We start from the raw sequence: 19,392 nt of genomic DNA on the forward strand, positions 1-19,392 counted from the left end.
ACGCAGCCGGCCGCCACCCCGACGAGGAACAGCTGCCGGGCCTACTCAAGACACGCAGGAGCAAGTGGTGATCGAAGAGACCCTCCTCGAGGCCGAGGAGAAGATGGAGAAGGCCGTCGTGGTCGCCAAGGAGGACTTCGCCGCGATCCGCACCGGTCGTGCGCACCCGGCGATGTTCAACAAGATCGTGGCCGACTACTACGGCGCACTGACGCCGATCAACCAGCTGGCCTCGTTCGCGGTGCCCGAGCCGCGCATGGCCGTGGTGACCCCGTTCGACAAGAGCGCGCTGCGCAACATCGAGCAGGCGATCCGCGACTCCGACCTGGGTGTCAATCCGAGCAATGACGGCAGCATCATCCGAGTGGTGTTCCCCGAGCTGACCCAGGAGCGCCGCAAGGAGTTCATCAAGGTCGCCAAGACCAAGGGTGAGGACGCCAAGATCTCGATCCGGTCCGTGCGCCGCAAGGCGAAGGAGACCATCGACAAGCTGATCAAGGACGGCGAGGTCGGCGAGGACGAGGGCCGCCGTGCTGAGAAGGAGCTCGACGACACCACCGCGAAGTACGTCGCCCAGGTGGACGAGCTCCTGAAGCACAAGGAAGCGGAGCTGCTCGAGGTCTGATGAACGACTCTTCCTGGGGGGCGCCGCCACAAGCCGGGTACTGGGGGCCCTCCGACCAGGGGCCTGTCCAGGGGGCAGCCCCGGCGGGTCCCGCGTACGATGCGCATGACGCGCAGCAGACTCGCCCCATGCCCATCGTGCCCGCACACGGCGGAGACCAGGATGACGACCGGGGGGCCGCTCGGCTGAGCGGCCCCGTGTTCCGCGATGAAACACCGCCAACGGCGTCCTACCGGGACCCGTCGCAGAAGCCGCAGGAGCCCATGCCCAGCGCCACCCCCCAGCCCGCCCCCGCACCGCAGAAGAAGAGCGCGGGGCGCGACCTGGGTGCCGCGATAGGAGTGGGCGTCGGGCTCGGTGCAGTGATCGCCGCGTCGTTGTTCATCGTCAAGGCCGTGTTCGTGGGCGTCATAGCGATCGCCGTGGTGGTGGGCCTGTGGGAGCTCACCTCACGGCTTCAGGAGCGCAAGGGCATCAAGGCGCCGCTCGTGCCGCTCGCGCTCGGCGGTGCGGCGATGGTCGTCACCGGTTACGTCCGGGGCGCCGAGGGCGCCTGGGTGGCGATGGCGCTCACCGCGCTCGCGGTCCTGGCCTGGCGGATGACGGAACCGCCCGAGGGCTATCTCAAGGACGTCACGGCGGGGGTCTTCGCGGCCTTCTACGTGCCGTTCCTCGCCACGTTCGTGGCCATGATGCTCACCGCCGACGACGGCCCGCGCCGGGTCCTGACCTATCTGCTCCTGGCGGTCGTCAGCGACACGGGGGCGTACGCGGTCGGCTGGCGCTTCGGCAAGCACAAGCTGGCGCCGCGCATCAGCCCCGGCAAGACCCGCGAGGGCCTGTTCGGGGCGGTCACCTTCGCGATGGTCGCGGGTGCGCTGTGTCTGCAGTTCCTGATCGAGGACGGCACGTGGTGGCAGGGGCTGATCCTCGGCCTCGCGGTCGCGGCCAGCGCCACACTCGGTGACCTCGGTGAGTCCATGATCAAGCGGGACCTCGGCATCAAGGACATGGGAACGCTGCTGCCGGGGCACGGCGGCATCATGGACCGGCTGGACTCACTCCTGCCGACGGCTCCGGTGGTGTGGCTGCTGCTGGTGCTCTTCGTAGGGTCCGGCTGATCTTCACAAGGCTCGGCTGACCTGCGTACATATGGGTGAGGGGCTCGTTGTCCACAGGACGGCGAGCTCCTCACCCATATGTTTCGGGTCAGTGGAGTCCGCCGCTGCCGAACGAGCCGCTTTTGCCCTCGGCCCAGCGTGGCGGCTCCTTCAACGGGCTCGGGCGGTTTGGTGTGTGGGTCAGCTCGTACGGGGTGAGAGCATGTCCGCCCTTGGCCACCTTGGGTATCTCGGCGGGCTCCCGCAACTCCCGGACTTCGTGGACCGGGCCGTCCGGCGGCAGGTGCGGCTGCTCGTCGGGGCGGGGCAGGCGCGGTGCGCGGGACCGCATGCGGCAGCTCAGCCAGAAGCTGCCGCCGAGCAGCGTCACGAGGGCCGCGGCGACCAGGAACAGCCCAAGGCTCAGCAGGCCGCTTCTCTCTGCCAACTGCATCGCTGTGGTACTCATACCAGGCAAATACCCTCTAATCGCCTCACGAACCAGTCAATCGCCTCATGAGCCAGTCAATTACCTCATGAACCAGCTGGTCGCCTCGTGAAGCAGCTGGTCGCCTCGTGAACCGGGCACCCGAAGGGCGGTCCTTTCCGCTCTCCATCCCGGATCCAGATGGACGGCCGCAGGTCACACGATTCGATCTGCGACACTGGTACAGCCATGCCTAAGCCAGGAGAACTCACATTCGTCGCCCCGCGCGGAGCCAAGAAGCCGCCGCGGCACCTCGCCGATCTCACGCCGGCCGAGCGCAAAGAGGCCGTTGCGGCGATCGGTGAGAAGCCGTTTCGCGCCAAGCAGCTCTCGCAGCACTACTTCGCGCGGTACGCGCATGACCCCGCGGAGTGGACGGACATCCCGGCCGCCGCGCGTGGCAAGCTCCAGGAGGCGCTGCTTCCCGAGCTGATGACGGTCGTGCGGCATCTGTCGACCGACCAGGAGACCACCCGCAAGACCCTGTGGCGCCTGTTCGACGGCACACTCGTCGAGTCCGTGCTGATGCGCTACCCGGACCGCGTGACCATGTGCATCAGCTCGCAGGCCGGCTGCGGGATGAACTGCCCGTTCTGCGCCACCGGTCAGGCCGGGCTGGACCGGAACCTGTCCACCGGCGAGATCGTGCACCAGATCGTGGACGGGATGCGGGCCCTCAGGGACGGCGAGATCCCGGGTGGTCCGGCGCGGCTGAGCAACATCGTCTTCATGGGCATGGGCGAGCCGCTCGCCAACTACAAGCGGGTCGTGGGGGCCATTCGTGCGCTCACCGATCCCGAGCCGGACGGGCTCGGGCTCTCGCAGCGCGGGATCACCGTGTCGACGGTCGGGCTGGTCCCCGCCATCCACCGGTTCTCCGACGAGGGCTTCAAGTGCCGTCTCGCCATCTCCCTGCACGCGCCGGACGACGAGCTGCGCGACACCCTCGTCCCCGTCAACACGCGGTGGAAGGTGCGCGAGGTGCTGGACGCCGGATGGGAGTACGCGGCCAAGTCCGGGCGCCGGCTCTCCATCGAGTACGCGCTGATCCGGGACATCAACGACCAGGCGTGGCGCGGTGACCGGCTCGGGCGGCTGCTCAAGGGCAAGCCCGTGCATGTGAATCTGATTCCGCTGAACCCGACGCCGGGCTCGAAGTGGACCGCCTCGCGGCCCGAGGACGAGAAGGCGTTCGTCGAGGCGATCGCCGCCCACGGGGTGCCGGTCACCGTCCGGGACACCCGGGGCCAGGAGATCGACGGGGCGTGCGGTCAGCTCGCCGCGACCGAGCGATAGTCTGGCCCGCGTACCCGCGTACGTACATTTTCATATTCCGACATCTTCATATTCCGACAGGGGAGCGCCACAGCGCTGAGAGTGCGGTAGCCGGGACACCGGTGGGCCGCAGACCCTCAGAACCTTGCCCAGGTCATTCTGGGTAGGAAGTTCGGGCATCACTCAAGCTGTTGCGCCCTGCCCGGGAACCTTCCGAGGTTTCCGGGCAGGGCCGCGTCTCTTCCTGGTCAGCCAGGAGGAAATCAGTGAGCACCACCAAGACGTTCGCGGCCGTGGCCGTCGGTCTGGGCCTGGTCACGCTCTCCGCGTGCGGGTCCTCCGACAGCAACGGCGCCGGGGACTCCAAGACCGTGACGCTCGTCAGCCACGACTCGTGGGCCGTGTCGAAGAGCGTGCTGGGGGACTTCGAGAAGCAGTCCGGCTACACGGTCAAGGTCCTCAAGGACGGCGACGCCGGCCAGGCCGTCAACAAAGCCATCCTCACCAAGGACAACCCGCAGGGCGATGTCTTCTTCGGCGTCGACAACACCCTGCTGAGCCGGGCGCTCGACAACGGGCTCTTCCAGTCGTACGAGGCGAAGGGCTCGGACCAGATCCTCCCCGAGTACCGGGTCGACCAGGACAAGCACCGGGTCACGCCCATCGACTCCGGCGACATCTGCGTCAACTACGACAAGAAGTACTTCGCCGACCACAAGCTGGCCCCGCCGGCCTCCTTCGACGACCTGATCAAGCCCGCGTACAAGAACCTGCTCGTCACGGAGAACGCGTCCACGTCCTCACCCGGCCTCGGCTTCCTGCTCGGGACCGCCGCGAAGTACGGCGACAGCAGCTGGCAGGACTACTGGAAGAAGCTCAAGGCCAACGGCGTGAAGGTCGTCGACGGCTGGGACCAGGCCTACAACGACGAGTTCTCCGGGTCCTCCGGCGGCAAGAAGGCCAAGGCCGACCGGCCGCTCGTCGTCTCCTACGCCTCCTCCCCGCCCGCCGAGGTCGTCTACGGCGACCCGAAGCCACAGACCGCGCCGACCGGGGTCGCGAACGGCACCTGCTTCCGGCAGATCGAGTACGCGGGGCTGCTGAGCAACGCGAAGAACACCAAGGGCGGCAAGGCGCTCCTCGACTTCCTGATCACCAAGGAGTTCCAGGACGACATGCCGCTGAACATGTTCGTGTACCCGGTCCGCGAAGCCGCTCAGGTACCCCAGGTGTTCCTGAAGTTCGGCCCCCAGGCCAAGGACCCCGAGACCATGGCCCCCGCCAAGATCGCCGACAACCGTGATCAGTGGGTCAGGTCGTGGACCTCGCTCGTACTGAAGTAGCCCCGCGCAAGACCCGTAAGGGGAGCGCGACGCGGCTCGGGCTGATGGCCCTGCCCGTCGCGTTCTTCGCCGTCTTCTTCGCGTACCCCGTGGCCGCGATCGTGGCCCGCGGCCTCAAGGTCGACGGGGTCTGGCAGTTCGGACGGATCGGCGAGGTGCTCGCACAGTCGGACATCCGGCATGTGCTGTGGTTCACCGCCTGGCAGGCGCTCGCCTCCACGGCGCTCACGCTGCTGATCGCGCTCCCCGGCGCGTATGTCTTCGCGCGCTTCGATTTCAGGGGCAAGCAGGTGCTGCGGGCGGTGGTGACCGTCCCGTTCGTGCTGCCGACCGTCGTGGTCGGTACGGCGTTCCTGGCCCTGGTGGGCCGGGGCGGGCTGCTGGACCAGCTGTGGGGCGTACGGCTGGACACCACCGTGTGGGCGATCCTGCTCGCACATGTCTTCTTCAACTACGCCGTCGTGGTACGGACCGTCGGCGGGCTCTGGTCGCAGCTCGACCCGCGTCAGGAGGAGGCCGCGCGGATGCTCGGCGCCTCCCGGTTCGCGGCCTGGCGCAAGGTGACGCTCCCGGCGCTGAGCCCGGCCGTGGCCGCCGCCGCGCTGATGGTCTTCCTCTTCACCTTCACCTCGTTCGGCGTGGTGCAGATCCTCGGCGGGCCGACCTTCTCCACCCTCGAAGTCGAGATCTACCGGCAGACCTCGGAGATCTTCGACCTCGCGACCGCGGCCGTGCTGACGATCATCCAGTTCGTGGCCGTCGGCGCGATCCTCGCCGTGCACGCCTGGACCGTACGCCGCCGGGAGACCGCCCTGCGCCTGGTGGCTCCCGAGGTGACCGCGCGCCGACCGCGCGGGGCCGGGCAGTGGGCGCTGTTGGGCGGGGTCCTGGCGAGCATCGTCGTCCTGCTCGTCCTGCCGCTGGGCGTACTGGTCCAGCGGTCCTTCGACACCCCCGGCGGCTATGGATTCGCGTACTACAAGGCGCTGACCTCGGCCGACGGCGGCGTCTTCCTGGTGGCACCGATCGCGGCGATCGGCAACTCGCTGGAGTACGCGCTCGCCGCCACCGCCATCGCCATCGTGATCGGCGGTCTGGCCGCCGCGGCGCTCACCCGACGTACCGGCCGACTCCAGCGCGGTTTCGACGCGCTGCTGATGCTGCCGCTCGGCGTGTCCGCCGTCACCGTCGGGTTCGGCTTCCTGATCGCGCTGGACGAACCGCCGCTGGATCTGCGGTCCTCCTGGATTCTGGTGCCGCTCGCGCAGGCGCTGGTGGGCGTCCCCTTCGTCGTACGGACCATGCTGCCGGTGCTGCGGGCGGTGGACGGACGGCTGCGGGAGGCGGCGGCCGTGCTCGGGGCCTCGCCCTGGCGGGTGTGGCGGGAGGTCGACCTGCCGATGGTGCGGCGGGCGCTGCTGATCGCGGCGGGTTTCGCCTTCGCGGTGTCGCTGGGCGAGTTCGGGGCGACGGTCTTCATCGCGCGGCCCGACAACCCGACGCTGCCGGTCGCCGTGGCCCGGCTGCTCGGGCGCGCGGGTGACCTCAACTACGGCCAGGCGATGGCCCTTTCGACGATCTTGATGGTGGTGTGCGCGGTGGCGCTGCTGCTGTTGGAGCGCGTGCGCACCGACCGGACGGGGGAGTTCTGATGACGCGGCTCGCCAAAGAGGCGACGGAGCAGGTGAAAGAGGCGACGAAGAAGGTGAAAGAGACGGTGGGGGAGGTGAAAGAGACGGCGGGGGAGGCCGAGGAGAAGCCGCGGGCAACACCGGACGCCCTGCTGAGGATCGAGGCGGCGACCGTGCGCTTCGGCGGGCGGGCGGTCCTCGACGCCGTCGGCCTCGACGTCGCCGAGCAGGAGATCGTGTGCGTGCTCGGGCCGAGCGGCAGCGGCAAGTCCACGCTGTTGCGGACGGTGGCCGGGCTCCAGGCGCTCGACGCCGGGCGGGTGCTCCTCGGCGGCCGCGACCAGACGGGTGTGCCCGCGCACAAACGGGGCGTCGGGCTGATGTTCCAGGACCACCAGCTCTTCCCCCAGCGGGACGTGGGCGGCAACGTCGCCTTCGGGCTGCGGATGCACGGTGCGTCGAAGGATCGACAGGCCGGACGGGTGGGCGAGTTGCTGGAACTCGTCGGACTGCCCGGGGCTCATCGGCGGGCCGTCGCGTCCCTCTCCGGCGGTGAGCAGCAACGGGTCGCGCTGGCCCGTGCCCTCGCGCCGCGCCCCCGGCTGCTGATGCTCGACGAGCCGCTCGGTCAGCTCGACCGCTCGCTGCGCGAACGACTGGTCATGGAACTCCGCGAACTCTTCGGCGAGTTGGGCACGACCGTGCTGGCCGTGACACACGACCAGGGCGAGGCGTTCGCGCTCGCCGACCGGGTCGTGGTGATGCGCGACGGCCGGATCGCCCAGTCCGGTACACCGCTCGAGGTCTGGCAGCGCCCGGCGGACGAGTTCGTGGCGCGCTTCCTCGGCTTCGACAACGTGGTCGCGGCGACGGTGAGCGGACGGGCCGCGGACACCCCGTGGGGGAAGCTGCCGGTGCCGGAGGGTGCCCCCCAGGGCCCCGGCACGCTGCTCGTGCGGCCCGCGGGTGTACGGCTGGGCGCCCCCGCGGACGGGCTGCGCTGCACCGTGGCCGCACGCACCTTCCGGGGCACCCATGTCGCCGTACGACTGCAGCCCGAGAGCGGCCCGCGGCTCGAAGCGGCGTGCGCGCTGCGGGAGGCGCCCGCGCCCGGGGACGAGGTCGGGGTGGCGTTCGACGCGGCCGAAATCGTCGTACTCGGGGAGTCTTCGGCCGCATAGGGTGCCGATCGAGCATCCCCGACGAGCAGGTTCCGCTCATCGGGTGGCCTGAGGCCGAGGGGGGACCCGGCCGAGCTGGTGATCCACCGGGCCGCGGCATCCACCCCCACACCACCGACACCACCCCCGAACTCAACGCCGAGTGGGTCATCGAACTCGCCGAGAAGGGTGTCAGCCGGCAGTGGTGGGTGCGGACAGGCGTGTGGCCCGCCCCCTGGAAAGCGCTGACAGGGGGCGGGCCACACGTTGGTGCGTACGGTGTATGGATCAGCTGGTCTTCGAGGCGCCGCGGCGGCGCATACCGAAGAACACCGCTCCGCCGCCGACCACGACGAGGGCACCGGCGATACCGGCGATCATCGGGGTGTTGGAGTTAGCACCGGTCTCGGCGAGGTTCGAGGAACCGGCCGCGGGGGACGGGGCGTTGTCGCCCGGCGTCGCGGGCGCGGCGCTGCTCTCCGACTCCGACGGGGTCGCGGAAGGCGTCTCCGAGGAGGAGGCAGAGGAGGGGGAGGAGGGGGTTTCCGACGATGACGGGGTGGCCGACGGCGTCGGGCTCTCCTCGGTCTTGCAGGCCGTGGACGGAGCGGTCACGTTCGTCGGGATGTCCTTGTCGACCTGGTTCGCGGCCTTGACGTGGACGCGGTACGTGGCGTTCGGCTTCCAGTCCTCGTCGAAGGTGATGGTGACACCCGTGCTGGAGCCCTTGACCTCCTGCTGGCCGATCTTCTGCGCGTCGGCACCGTTGTTCTCGAGGAACACGGAGACGACCGCTGAAGTGCCGGACCTGTCGACGTCGGTGACGGTGATGACGCCCTTGGTGCCGTCGCACGTGGCTTCGGCGGAGAACTCACTGATGTTGCAGGCAAATGCGTTGCCGGCGAGGCCGAGCGCGAGCGCGGCCGTGGCGGAGGCAACGCCGAGGATTCGCACAGGACGTGCGGTACGGCGAGATATGGACACGATTGCCCTTCACAGAATGCGCAACTGCTGGGGGGTTTAAGGGGGGCTCCGCCGTGGCAACAGCCACCCCTCGGGCCTCAAAGGTTTATAAGTGGTGGGTAAGTGCTGTCAATGCATATGCCCCGCCGTGCCGTTGGCTTTGCCTGGTCATTAACCACCGAGGCGTTTGAGTGCTTCCGGGGCCTCGTCGATCCGGTCCACCAGAGCGATCCGGGACTCCATGGACCGCTCGTGGGCAAGCGATTGGAGGAGCGGCCAGGTGGGGTGCTTCTCGGTCCAGTGCGCACGGTTGACGAGCACCATGGGGGTGGGCTCGCCACGCGACTCGTAATAGTTCGGGGTCGCGTTGTCGAAGATCTCCTGTACGGTCCCGGCGGCGCCCGGCAGGAAGACGACACCCGCGTTCGAGCGGGCCAACAGCCCGTCCTCCCGGGTGGCGTTGGCGAAGTACTTGGCTATGTGCGAGGCGAAGGCGTTCGGCGGCTCGTGGCCGTAGAACCAGGTGGGTATGCCGACGGAGGGGCCGCCGTCCGGCCAGCGCTCCCGTACGGCGAAGGCGGCGTCCGCCCAGTCGGTGATGGAAGGGGTGAACGACGGTGCCTTGGCGAGGATGCGGAGCGACTCGGTGAGCATGGCATCGTCGAAGGGGGCGGCGTACGCGCCGAGGTTCGCGGCCTCCATCGCGCCCGGGCCGCCGCCGGTGGCGACCGTGAAACCGGCGCGAGCCAGCTCGCGGCCCAGGCGCGCCGCGCCCTCGTACGCCTCCGTGCCACGCGCCATGGCGTGGCCGCCCATGACGCCCACCACCCGCGCGCCGAGAAGCAGTTCGTCGAGCGCGTCCGACACGGAGTCGTCGTGGATCGCGCGGAGCATCGACACGAAGACGTCGCCGTCGGCCTTGGCGTGCTGGAACCAGGCGTACGCGCGGGCGTCCGGCGTCGCCTCGTAGCCGGCGTCGAGCTGGTCGAAGAGCTCGTCCGGGGTGTAGAGCAGCCCGCGGTACGGGTCGAAGGGCAGTCCGGGGACGGGCGGGAAGACCAGCGCGCCCGTGGCTCTCACCCGTGCCGCCGCCTCGGCGTCCATCGGACAGCCGAGGAAGACGGCGCCCGCGGTGTCCACGGAGAGCAGAACCTCCGTACGGGCCGTCAGATCCACTGCTTGGACCCGGAAGTGGGCGAGCGAGCCGCGCGTCGAGACGACGTCGTCGAACTCGGCGAGGGATTCGATCTCGCGGTCGTGGGTGGTGTGGAGGGGGGTCGGCTGCACACGGCCATGCTAGGGGGTGGCTTCCTCGGGGATGGTCGGTGACCCCAACCCATGAGGGGGACACCCCAGTTGGTGTCCCCCGGGGAGGGGTGCTCAGCCCTGGACCGCCGCCGGGTCCATCCACATGACCTCCCAGGTGTGGCCGTCCGGGTCGTCGAACGTACGGCCGTACATGTGGCCGTGGTCCTGGGCCTCCCGGGTGCCTGAGCCGCCCGCCGCGAGGGCCTTGTCGCACAGCTCGTCGACCTTCTCGCGGCTCTCGGCGCTCAGACACAGCAGCACCTCGCTGGTCCTGGTGGGGTCCGCGATCTCCTTCTTGGTGAAGTCCGCGTAGCGCTGCTTGCTCAGCAGCATCGCGATGATCGTGTCGCTGATGACGACACAGGCGCAGTCGTCCGTCGAGAACTGCGGGTTGATCGTGTAGCCGAGCTCGGTGAAGAACTTCTTCGAGGTGTCGACGTCGTTCACGGCGAGGTTCACGAAGATCATCTGCTGGTACATGAGCGGTCTCTCCCGGTCAGGGTGAAGTGAGGTGGTGTGCCGTTCGGAGGGGTAGACCGCTCGTCCGCGCGGAACTCATCGCCCACCGGGAAAATATCGGGAAGATATTTCGTACGCCTGCTCAGCGCGCCAGCGGCAGCGCCGCCAGTTCCGCGACCGCCCAGGTCAGTGGGAAGAACACGGCGAGCAGCGCGCCCGCGCGGAGCAGCGCCGCACCGCGCAGCATCGTGGCCGGTGCTCCGAGCAGCAGCAGCGCCGCCGTGACGTCGGCGCGCGCGTGCTTGGCCTCGAGCGCCGCCGTGAGCAGCGTCGCGACGGCGCACCCGGCGACGAGCAGCGCCCCGAGCGTGCTGAGCGGCCCGAACGAGGGCCGCGCTGCGGCGTACAGGGTCGCCATGGCGTACGCGCCCGACGTCACCGCGCACACCACGCCCAGCGGGCGCCCGATGCGCCGGGCCTCCTCCTGGAGGACGCGCCCGGCGAGCAGCCGCAGCGCGCCCGGGCGTACGGCCTGCAGCAGCCGCCCGCACAGATGGGTGATCGCGGGCCCGGCCAGGGCCAGCCCCAGCGCGGTCAGGGCCCAGCCGCCGAGCACCCCGGCGGGGCCGCCCGCGAGGCGGCCCGGCAGGGCCAGGCCGGGTGCCGGTCCCGATCGGCTCGCGTACGCCTCCACGGCTAGCCCCGCCGCGACGACGGCGGTGCCCCAGGGCAGCCCGCCGGGTGTCGGCAGCGGAGGGGCGGGCTGCTGCGGGTCCAGCGGGTGCCCGGGCCGGTCGGCTCGGGGACCGGACTCGGCGCGCGTACCGGAAGACGTCCGACGCGTATCGGAAGACGTAGCAGGGGAGTCCCCGTCGGCGCCAGGTCGGCCAGGTCGGCCAGGTCGGCCAGGTCGGCCAGGTCGGCCGGGACGTGCCGGTCCGGCGCCCCGCGGTCGCAGTACCACCGCGCTCGCGACGGAGGCGGCCAGCGGCACCACGAGCAGCAGGGTCAGGGCCGCGGGCAGGGGCAGCGGGCGGTCCGCGGCGAGGGACGCCGCCGCGGCGCCGTCGAAGGGCATGCCCGTCAGATCGCCGCGCAGATGAAGGAAGACGAGCAGCGCGAGCATCGAGCCGAGCGTGGTCGACAGGGCGGTGGTGACCGCCGAGATGGCCATCAGGCGGCCGGGGCCGAGTCCGATCGCCGCGAGCCCGGGGCGCGGTCGGGTCCCCGGGTCCGTACGGGCGACCGCGACCGCGAAGTACACGGTGGCGGCGGCGGGCGCGAGGCACCAGACGAGCCGGAGCACCGAGCCGTGCGAGGTGTCCGGGTGCGCCATCGCGTCCGCCAGGGTGCACAGCAGCAGGAAGCCGGTGCCCGCCGAGGCGGCGGCGACGAGCAATCTGCGCAGTTGAACCAGGGGACGGGCCCCGCGGGCTAGACGGAGAGCGAGCACGCGGCCCGGCCTTCCGTCTCGACGACCGGGGGCAGGTGGACGGTGTTCACGCGCCGTCCGTCGAGCAGCGAGACCGTGCGGTCGGCGAGGGCCGCGGTGTCCGTGTAGTGCGTGGCGAGGACGACCGTGATGCCGTGCGAGCGGGCCGCCGCGGTGAGGGTGCGCAGGACGTGGACGCCGTCGGCGCGGTGCAGCGGGGCGGTCGGTTCGTCGGCGAAGAGCACCTTGGGGGAGAGGACGAGCGCCCGGGCGATGGCGACGCGCTGCCGCTCGGCCTGGAGCAGGGCGTGCGGGCGTTTGCGGGCGCAGCCTCCGATGTCGAGGCGTTCCAGCCATTCCAGGGCGGCGGTCTTGGCGGCCCGGCGGCCGGATCCGCGCAGCATCAGGGGCAGCGCCGCGTTCTCCCAGGCGTTCAGCTCCGGTACGAGGACCGGGGTCGGGCCGATCCAGCCGAACCGGTCGCGGCGCAGCCGTTCGCGGGTGAGGGGGCCCATGGTGTGCACCGGCACGCTGTTGTACCAGACCTCGCCCCGCTGCGGCAGGACCAGCCCCGACAGGCACTGGAGCAGGGTCGTCTTGCCGCTGCCGCGTGGACCGCCGACGGCGAGGATCTCGCCCTCGCGGATGCCGAGCGAGACACCGCTGAGCGCGGGCGAGCCGTTGTGCTTGACGTGCAGGGCGCGTGCCCAGAGCACGTCGTTGTCCGGCGGGGCCACCATCGCGTACACCTCGGTTCAGATCTGATTTGCGCTGCCCGAGCCGCCTCGCTGAGGTCGCTCGGTCCCCCGGACGGGGGAACGAAGGCAGGGCCGATCGGTCACTGGGCACGCTAGGTTTTCGACGGCGGGAGGCCGGACAGCACGCGGCCCCGGGCCGCCGTTTCTCACTCGAACGGACGGCACCGGGGCCGATGTCGATCAGCTGATCAGTTGTGCCTGATCAGTTGTGTCCGATCAGCTGTGCCTGATCGGTCGCGCGTCGATCACAGCTTCGTCCACGCCTCCGTCAGCACCTGACGGACGATCCCTTCGATCTCGTCGAACGTCGACTGGTCGGAGATCAGCGGCGGCGACAGCTGGATGACCGGGTCACCGCGGTCGTCGGCGCGGCAGTAGAGGCCGTACTCGAAGAGCTTCTTGGAGACGAAGCCGTAGAGCACGCGCTCCGACTCCTCGTCCGTGAAGGTCTCCTTGGTGGCCTTGTCCTTGACCAGCTCGATGCCGTAGAAGAAGCCGTTGCCGCGGACGTCGCCGACGATCGGCAGGTCGTGCAGCTTCTGCAGGGTCTGCAGGAAGTTGGCCTCGTTGTCGAGCACGTGCTGGTTGAGGCCCTCGCGCTCGAACAGGTCGAGGTTGGCGATGCCCACCGCGGCCGACACGGGGTGGCCGCCGAAGGTGTAGCCGTGCAGGAAGGTGTTGTCGCCCTTGTAGAACGGCTCGGCGATGCGGTCGGAGACGATGCACGCGCCGATCGGGGAGTAGCCCGAGGTCATGCCCTTGGCGCAGGTGATCATGTCCGGTACGTAGCCGAACTTGTCGCAGCCGAACATCGTGCCGAGGCGGCCGAAGGCGCAGATGACCTCGTCCGAGACCAGCAGCACGTCGTACTGGTCGCAGATCTCGCGCACGCGCTGGAAGTAGCCGGGCGGCGGCGGGAAGCAGCCACCGGCGTTCTGCACCGGCTCCAGGAAGACCGCGGCGACGGTCTCCGGGCCCTCGAAGAGGATCTCCTGCTCGATCTGGTCGGCGGCCCAGCGGCCGTAGGCCTCGGGGTCGTCGCCGAAGAGCGGGGCGCGGTAGATGTTGGTGTTGGGGACCTTGTGGGCACCCGGGACCAGCGGCTCGAAGGGGGCCTTCAGGGCCGGCAGGCCGGTGATGGACAGGGCGCCCTGCGGGGTGCCGTGGTAGGCGACCGCACGCGAGATGACCTTGTACTTGGTCGGCTTGCCCTGCAGCTTGAAGTACTGCTTGGCGAGCTTCCACGCGGTCTCGACGGCCTCGCCGCCACCCGTGGTGAAGAAGACCTTGTTCAGGTCGCCCGGCGCGTAGTCCGCGAGGCGCTCGGCGAGCTCGATGGCCTTGGGGTGGGCGTAGGACCACACCGGGAAGAAGGCCAGCTCCTGCGCCTGCTTGAACGCCGTCTCCGCGAGTTCGGTGCGGCCGTGGCCCGCCTGGACCACGAACAGGCCCGCGAGACCGTCGAGGTAGCGCTTGCCCTTGTCGTCGTAGATGTAGGTGCCCTCACCACGGACGATGGTGGGAACGGGCGCGTTCTCGTACGAGGACATGCGGGTGAAGTGCATCCACAGGTGGTCGTACGCGGTCTTGCTGAGGTCCTTGGTGCTCACGGTTATCGGGTTCCCCACATGTAGGTCTGCTTCTTCAGCTTCAGGTAGACGAAGCTCTCGGTGGAGCGCACCCCGGGCAGGGCCCGGATGCGTTTGTTGATGACGTCCAGCAGGTGGTCGTCGTCCTCGCAGACGACCTCGGCGAGGATGTCGAACGAGCCCGCGGTCATCACCACGTACTCGACTTCCGACATGGCGGTCAGCGCTTCGGCCACCGGGTCGAGGTCGCCCTCGACATTGACGCCGACCATCGCCTGCCTGCGGAAGCCCACGGTGAGCGGGTCCGTGACGGCGACGATCTGCATCACGCCCTGGTCGAGCAGCTTCTGGACGCGCTGGCGCACGGCCGCCTCGGACAGGCCGACGGCCTTGCCGATCGCGGCGTACGGACGGCGTCCGTCCTGCTGGAGCTGCTCGATGATGGCGAGGGATACGGAGTCCAGCTGGGGACTGCCGTTCCTCGACTCGCGGGTGGAGTCCCTGGGGTCTGCGCTTCGACTGGCCACGAGCTCACTGTGCACGACGTCTCGACGGTTCCGCAAGGCTGTAGCGATGAAATTCGTTGTTTACGGGGGTGTAGCTTGCGGATTTCGCAGTCAAGGGGTGACTGGGGGTGTTGAAAACGTGGGCCCACGGATTAGTGTGGGTGTCTCAGCGATTGGACACCTGAACTTGGAGGGCCGGCAGTGAGCACCGAGCTGCGTCGTCTGCGCAATTACATCGACGGTGAGTTCCGGGACGCCGCCGACGGGCGGACCACCGAGGTCGTCAACCCCGCGACCGGCGAGGCGTACGCGACCGCGCCGCTGTCCGGTGAGGCCGACGTGGACGCCGCCATGGCGGCCGCCGCCGCGGCCTTCCCGGCCTGGCGCGACCAGACCCCGGCCGCGCGCCAGAAGGCCCTCCTGAAGATCGCGGACGCGTTCGAGGAGCGGGCCGAGGAGCTGATCGCGGCCGAGGTCGAGAACACCGGCAAGCCGATCGGCCTGACCCGGTCCGAGGAAATCCCGCCCATGGTCGACCAGATCCGCTTCTTCGCGGGCGCGGCGCGCATGCTCGAAGGCCGCTCGGCCGGCGAGTACATGGAGGGGATGACCTCCATCATCCGCCGCGAGCCGATCGGCGTCTGCGCGCAGGTCGCGCCGTGGAACTACCCGATGATGATGGCGGTGTGGAAGTTCGCCCCGGCGCTCGCGGCGGGCAACACGGTCGTCCTGAAGCCCTCGGACACCACCCCCGCCTCCACCGTCCTGATCGCCGACATCATCGGCGGCATCCTCCCCAAGGGCGTCTTCAACGTCATCTGCGGCGACCGCGAGACCGGCCGCGCCATGGTCGAGCACCCGACCCCGGCGATGGCCTCCATCACCGGTTCCGTACGCGCGGGCATGTCCGTCGCCGAGTCGGCGTCCAAGGACCTCAAGCGGGTCCACCTGGAGCTGGGCGGCAAGGCCCCGGTCGTCGTCTTCGAGGACACCGACATCGCCAAGGCCGTCGAGGGCATCTCGGTCGCGGGCTTCTTCAACGCGGGCCAGGACTGTACGGCCGCCACCCGCGTCCTGGTCCAGGAGTCCATCCACGACGAGTTCGTCGCCGCGCTCGCCAAGGCCGCCGCCGAGACGAAGACCGGCCAGCCGGACGACGAGGACGTGCTCTACGGTCCGCTGAACAACCCGAACCAGCTCAAGCAGGTCACCGGCTTCATCGAGCGGCTGCCCGCGCACGCCAAGGTCGAGGCGGGCGGCCAGCGGGTCGGCGACAAGGGCTACTTCTACGCCGCGACCGTCGTCTCGGGCCTCAAGCAGGACGACGAGATCATCCAGAACGAGGTCTTCGGCCCGGTCATCACCGTCCAGTCCTTCTCGGACGAGGCCCAGGCCATCGAGTGGGCCAACGGCGTCGACTACGCCCTCGCCTCCTCGGTCTGGACGAAGGACCACGGCCGCGCGATGCGCCTGTCGAAGTCCCTCGACTTCGGCTGCGTGTGGATCAACACCCACATTCCGCTGGTCGCCGAGATGCCGCACGGCGGCTTCAAGAAGTCCGGCTACGGCAAGGACCTCTCCGCGTACGGCTTCGACGACTACACGCGGATCAAGCACGTGATGACGTCGCTGGACGCGTAGTGCGTACGGACTGAACCGCGCGGCCCCGGACGGGAGTGGATCCCGTCCGGGGCCGCGGTGTTCCCCCTCGTGGTGGTCAGGCGTTCTCGCTGCTGCTGCTGCTGCTGCTGCTGCTGCTGGTGGTGGTGGTGGTGGTGGTCGTGAGTGACGGGAGGTCCGGTTCGCCGGGTGTTCCCGGCTTGATGTGCAGGGACTGGCCCGCTTCCGGGCCCGTTCCCTTGCCCGTTCCCTTGCCCGGCTCGGGCAGCGGTGGCAGGTCGGACGGGTCCGGGAAGGTGACGCCGGCCTTCTTCAGGATCGGCGCGCAGGTGTTCAGGGCGCCCTTGTAGGCATCCGACGTCGGGTCGAAGCCCCGGCCGGTCACCTTCACGTCCAGCCGTATGTGCCCGCTCCCGTCCTTCGACGCGTGGATGTCGGGGAAGTGTTTCTGGCCCTGCTCGCGCATGCACGCGGCGAACCTGCCGTTGGCGGTGTTCACGTCGCCCGGGGCATGGGCGGTCGGCCGGTAGGCGATGGCGAGGGCCGCTCCCTTCGGCGGCGCGGTGTGGGGCGTGGGCGCGCCGGGGTTGTGGGCCGTGACCGCCGTTGCCGTTGCCGACGTCGACGCCGACGCGCTGACCGTGCCGAGGGTGGCGGCCGAGATCATGGCGACGGCCAGGACGAGTCGCCGTGGCCGAGTGGCCAGAGCACGCATGGGGTTCCTCCTGGTGGTGGGGCGATGGTGCTGACGGGGTCCACACAAGCGGGAGCGCGGTTACGGCACGGGAACGGCGGCGCTTATGCCGCTGTACCGCCCGCTCGCCACACTGACCGGCATGCGTGTGCTGGTGGTCGAGGACCATGAAGAGCTCGCCGAGACCGTGGCCGCCGGGCTGCGCCGGGAGGGCATGGCGGTCGACCTCGCCCTGGACGGCCCCACCGCCCTGGAGTGCACGGAGGCCAACGGCTACGACGTCGTCGTACTCGACCGCGATCTGCCCGGCGTCCACGGCGACCAGGTGTGCAAGGCGCTGGCCCGCGGCGGCAGCCGGGCCCGGGTGCTGATGCTGACCGCGTCCGGGACGGTGGCCGACCGGGTGGCGGGGCTCGGGCTCGGCGCCGACGGCGCTGGAACGCGATCGCGGGCCTCTAGTACTGCCCTGCGGCGATCGCGACGAGGATCTTTGGCCGGCCCTGAGGGCGGCGGCTTCACGCGGGTCGCAGTGCGTCCAGTTGCTGTGCGAACGGTACGACGGCGGTGTCGTCGGTCGCCCGGGCGGCAGGACCCGCGCGGTGGCGCATGAGCCCGGCCAGTTCGCCGGCCGCGCGCACGATCCGGTGGGGGAGCGTGTCGGTGAGGGGGTCGCCGTTGCCGCCCCCGTCCTCGGAGGCCGCGTATACCGATGTGGGCACGACAATCGCGCGCAGGACGGCCTTTCCGGTGAGGGCGTCATTGTCGATGACATCGAAGAACGACTTGAAGAGCCCGCTGTACGAGGCCGAGAAGACCGGAGTGACGGCGATCAGACCGTCCGCCGAGGTGACCGCCTCGACGGCTTCCGCCAGGGAGGGCGAGGGGAAGCCGGTGACCAGGTTGTCGGCGATGTCGGCGGTCAGGTCGCGCAAGTCGACGACCCGTGTCTCGACATCGCCACCCGTGTCGGCCAGTTGCTTGCGGACTGCCTCGGTGAGGCGGTCGGCCAGCAGGCGGGTGGACGAGGGGACGCTCAGGCCGGCCGATACGACCGTGAGGTGCAGCGGCTGACTGGTGTTCGCGCTCATGTGTTCGCCTCCTCGGCCTGCGTGGTGCGCTGGGCGAGCAGGGAGTGACGCTCCAGCTGCGCAAGCAGTGGCAGGGCACGTTCATCCTGAACCCCTTCACCCACCCGAACCCCACCGGCCTGGAGGCGCTGAGCCTGGTCGAGGACGGCACCACCGACGCGGTGTCGTTCGGCGCTCCCTTCATCTCCAACCCCGACCTGCCGCTCCGGCTCCAGCAGGGCGGCCCGTTCAGCACGCCCGATCCCGCGACGTTCTACGGTGGTGACGAGCGCGGCTACACGGACTACCCGACCCTCGACCAGCCGCCGCGTGCCGGACCCGGAGCGCGATCCGGGCCGTTCAGCGCAATGACCCCAACGGCTCCGAGGCGGTACAGCCGGGATGTGGCCGTATCACCTCGGGCCGCCACACGGAGCGGGCACGCAGGCGTCCGCTCCGCCCTCCCCCCTCGCATCCCCCCACACCAGACGGAGTGGAACAACCATGGGAAAGCTCACTGGCAAAGTAGCCCTCGTCACCGGAGCCGGTCGCGGCATCGGTAAAGCCGTCGCCGAACGCCTTGCGCAGGACGGAGCGACGGTCGCGATCAACTACCGCAGCAGCGTGGCAGACGCCGAACAACTGGTTGCGGAGCTCAAGAAGAACGGCACCGACGCGATCGCGATCCAGGCGGACGTCTCCGACCCGGAGCAGACCGGACGCCTCGTCGGCCAGGTCGTCGAGCATTACGGCAAGCTCGACATCCTGGTGAGCAATGCCGGGATCGAACACTTCGGCCGCCTCGACGAGATCACGCCGGAGGACTTCGACCGGGTCTTCTCCGTCAACACCCGCGGCCAGCTCTTCGCCGTCCAGCATGCGGCCCGCCACCTGCCCGACGGCGGACGTATCGTGCTCACCTCGTCGGTCAGCGCCACCCGCGCGATCTTCCACCACACTCTGTACGCGGCCAGCAAGGGCGCGGTGAACAGCATGGTGCTCAACCTGTCACCGGAGCTCGGCGCGCGCGGCATCACGATCAACGCCGTCGCCCCTGGCGGAACCGCCACCGACATGGCCGACACCCACGCCCTCAGCTACAAGCACCCTCTCCTCGATGCCTCCATGGATGCCTGGGAGAAGATGCACGGCGCCCTGGGCCGCCTGGCCCGCCCGGAGGAGATCGCGGCCGTCACCGCGTTCCTCGTCTCCGATGACGCCTCGTACATCACCGGCCGCACCATCGAGGCGGACGGCGGCCACTACTAGACAGGCCCTGGGCGAGCCGCGCACGAACGGCATCGCCCCACCGGGCTGTGTGGCTGGCGGAAGGGACGACGAGCGTCCACTCCGCCGCCTGCCGTGCGCATGTGTA

At 69.8% G+C, this 19,392-nt stretch carries 18 protein-coding genes, 2 pseudogenes and 1 riboswitch; of the genes and pseudogenes, 10 read left to right on the plus strand and 10 right to left on the minus strand.

What is annotated here, in order from left to right; genetic code table 11:
* The first annotated feature begins 67 nt into the window (after positions 1-67).
* Positions 68-625: a ribosome recycling factor gene (frr, locus tag OG747_RS31640; protein WP_153288324.1), complete on the plus strand. Its 558-nt coding sequence runs from the start codon at positions 68-70 to the stop codon at positions 623-625.
* On the plus strand, positions 625-1,746 hold the full coding sequence (locus OG747_RS31645) for a phosphatidate cytidylyltransferase (protein ID WP_405882773.1): 1,122 nt from the start codon (positions 625-627) through the stop codon (positions 1,744-1,746). The genes frr and OG747_RS31645 overlap by 1 nt, the downstream gene beginning before the upstream one ends.
* 88 nt (positions 1,747-1,834) lie before the next feature.
* On the opposite strand, the gene OG747_RS31650 is transcribed toward OG747_RS31645, so the two are convergent.
* A complete protein-coding gene (locus tag OG747_RS31650) occupies positions 1,835-2,194 on the minus strand; it encodes a DUF6479 family protein (RefSeq protein WP_405882775.1) in 360 nt (119 codons plus the stop codon).
* A gap of 207 nt (positions 2,195-2,401) precedes the next feature.
* On the opposite strand from OG747_RS31650, the gene rlmN reads away from it, so the two are divergent.
* The 4 genes from rlmN (at position 2,402) to OG747_RS31670 (ending at position 7,642) form a co-directional block, all read left to right on the plus strand.
* Positions 2,402-3,508, plus strand: a complete 1,107-nt coding sequence (gene rlmN / locus OG747_RS31655) for a 23S rRNA (adenine(2503)-C(2))-methyltransferase RlmN (protein WP_405882776.1) — start codon at positions 2,402-2,404, stop codon at positions 3,506-3,508.
* A 48-nt stretch (positions 3,509-3,556) separates the two neighbouring features.
* A riboswitch (TPP riboswitch) is annotated at positions 3,557-3,675 on the plus strand.
* Between the two features lie 78 nt (positions 3,676-3,753).
* A complete protein-coding gene (locus tag OG747_RS31660; RefSeq protein ID WP_405882778.1) occupies positions 3,754-4,830 on the plus strand; it encodes a thiamine ABC transporter substrate binding subunit in 1,077 nt (358 codons plus the stop codon).
* Positions 4,806-6,482 (plus strand): ABC transporter permease, encoded by a 1,677-nt coding sequence (locus OG747_RS31665; RefSeq protein ID WP_405885787.1) that lies wholly within the window; start codon positions 4,806-4,808, stop codon positions 6,480-6,482. The genes OG747_RS31660 and OG747_RS31665 overlap by 25 nt, the downstream gene beginning before the upstream one ends.
* Positions 6,482-7,642 (plus strand): ABC transporter ATP-binding protein, encoded by a 1,161-nt coding sequence (locus OG747_RS31670; RefSeq protein WP_405882779.1) that lies wholly within the window; start codon positions 6,482-6,484, stop codon positions 7,640-7,642. Before OG747_RS31665 ends, OG747_RS31670 begins: the two co-directional genes overlap by 1 nt.
* Before the next feature lie 267 nt (positions 7,643-7,909).
* Here the strand turns inward: OG747_RS31670 and OG747_RS31675 are convergent, their stop codons facing one another.
* The 7 genes from OG747_RS31675 to OG747_RS31705 form a co-directional block, all read right to left on the minus strand.
* Positions 7,910-8,605: an LAETG motif-containing sortase-dependent surface protein gene (locus OG747_RS31675; RefSeq protein WP_405882780.1), complete on the minus strand. Its 696-nt coding sequence runs from the start codon at positions 8,603-8,605 to the stop codon at positions 7,910-7,912.
* A 150-nt stretch (positions 8,606-8,755) separates the two neighbouring features.
* A complete protein-coding gene (locus tag OG747_RS31680; protein WP_405882781.1) occupies positions 8,756-9,871 on the minus strand; it encodes an LOG family protein in 1,116 nt (371 codons plus the stop codon).
* Between the two features lie 93 nt (positions 9,872-9,964).
* Positions 9,965-10,372: a VOC family protein gene (locus tag OG747_RS31685; RefSeq protein WP_405882782.1), complete on the minus strand. Its 408-nt coding sequence runs from the start codon at positions 10,370-10,372 to the stop codon at positions 9,965-9,967.
* A gap of 121 nt (positions 10,373-10,493) precedes the next feature.
* Complete coding sequence (locus OG747_RS31690) at positions 10,494-11,804, minus strand: hypothetical protein (RefSeq protein ID WP_405882783.1); 1,311 nt, start codon at positions 11,802-11,804, stop codon at positions 10,494-10,496.
* Entirely contained in the window at positions 11,786-12,523 is a 738-nt protein-coding gene (locus OG747_RS31695) for an ABC transporter ATP-binding protein (protein WP_405882784.1), read from the minus strand. Before OG747_RS31695 ends, OG747_RS31690 begins: the two co-directional genes overlap by 19 nt.
* 263 nt (positions 12,524-12,786) lie before the next feature.
* Complete coding sequence (locus OG747_RS31700) at positions 12,787-14,169, minus strand: aspartate aminotransferase family protein (RefSeq protein WP_405882785.1); 1,383 nt, start codon at positions 14,167-14,169, stop codon at positions 12,787-12,789.
* Positions 14,154-14,672, minus strand: coding sequence for an Lrp/AsnC family transcriptional regulator (locus OG747_RS31705; protein ID WP_405882786.1), 519 nt, complete (start codon positions 14,670-14,672; stop codon positions 14,154-14,156). Before OG747_RS31705 ends, OG747_RS31700 begins: the two co-directional genes overlap by 16 nt.
* Positions 14,673-14,837: 165 nt before the next feature.
* Between OG747_RS31705 and OG747_RS31710 the strand changes: the two genes are divergently transcribed.
* Positions 14,838-16,277 (plus strand): gamma-aminobutyraldehyde dehydrogenase, encoded by a 1,440-nt coding sequence (locus tag OG747_RS31710; RefSeq protein ID WP_405882787.1) that lies wholly within the window; start codon positions 14,838-14,840, stop codon positions 16,275-16,277.
* A 76-nt stretch (positions 16,278-16,353) separates the two neighbouring features.
* Here the strand turns inward: OG747_RS31710 and OG747_RS31715 are convergent, their stop codons facing one another.
* Positions 16,354-16,971 carry a hypothetical protein gene (locus OG747_RS31715; protein WP_405882788.1) on the minus strand — a complete coding sequence of 206 codons (618 nt, stop codon included), beginning with the start codon at positions 16,969-16,971 and terminating at the stop codon, positions 16,354-16,356.
* 121 nt (positions 16,972-17,092) lie between these two features.
* On the opposite strand from OG747_RS31715, the pseudogene OG747_RS31720 reads away from it, so the two are divergent.
* Positions 17,093-17,380: pseudogene (locus OG747_RS31720) on the plus strand (response regulator); the annotation flags it as partial.
* 85 nt (positions 17,381-17,465) lie between these two features.
* On the opposite strand, the gene OG747_RS31725 reads toward OG747_RS31720, so the two are convergent.
* A complete protein-coding gene (locus OG747_RS31725) occupies positions 17,466-18,038 on the minus strand; it encodes an NAD(P)H-dependent oxidoreductase (RefSeq protein ID WP_405882789.1) in 573 nt (190 codons plus the stop codon).
* 47 nt (positions 18,039-18,085) lie between these two features.
* Here OG747_RS31725 and OG747_RS31730 point away from each other — a divergent pair.
* Both OG747_RS31730 and OG747_RS31735 read left to right on the plus strand, forming a co-directional pair.
* Positions 18,086-18,334, plus strand: a pseudogene (locus tag OG747_RS31730) (alkene reductase); the annotation flags it as partial.
* Between the two features lie 187 nt (positions 18,335-18,521).
* On the plus strand, positions 18,522-19,286 hold the full coding sequence (locus OG747_RS31735; protein WP_405882790.1) for an SDR family NAD(P)-dependent oxidoreductase: 765 nt from the start codon (positions 18,522-18,524) through the stop codon (positions 19,284-19,286).
* Positions 19,287-19,392 lie beyond the last annotated feature (106 nt).

Source organism: Streptomyces sp. NBC_01384 (genome assembly GCF_045040035.1).
GTDB lineage: Bacteria > Actinomycetota > Actinomycetes > Streptomycetales > Streptomycetaceae > Streptomyces.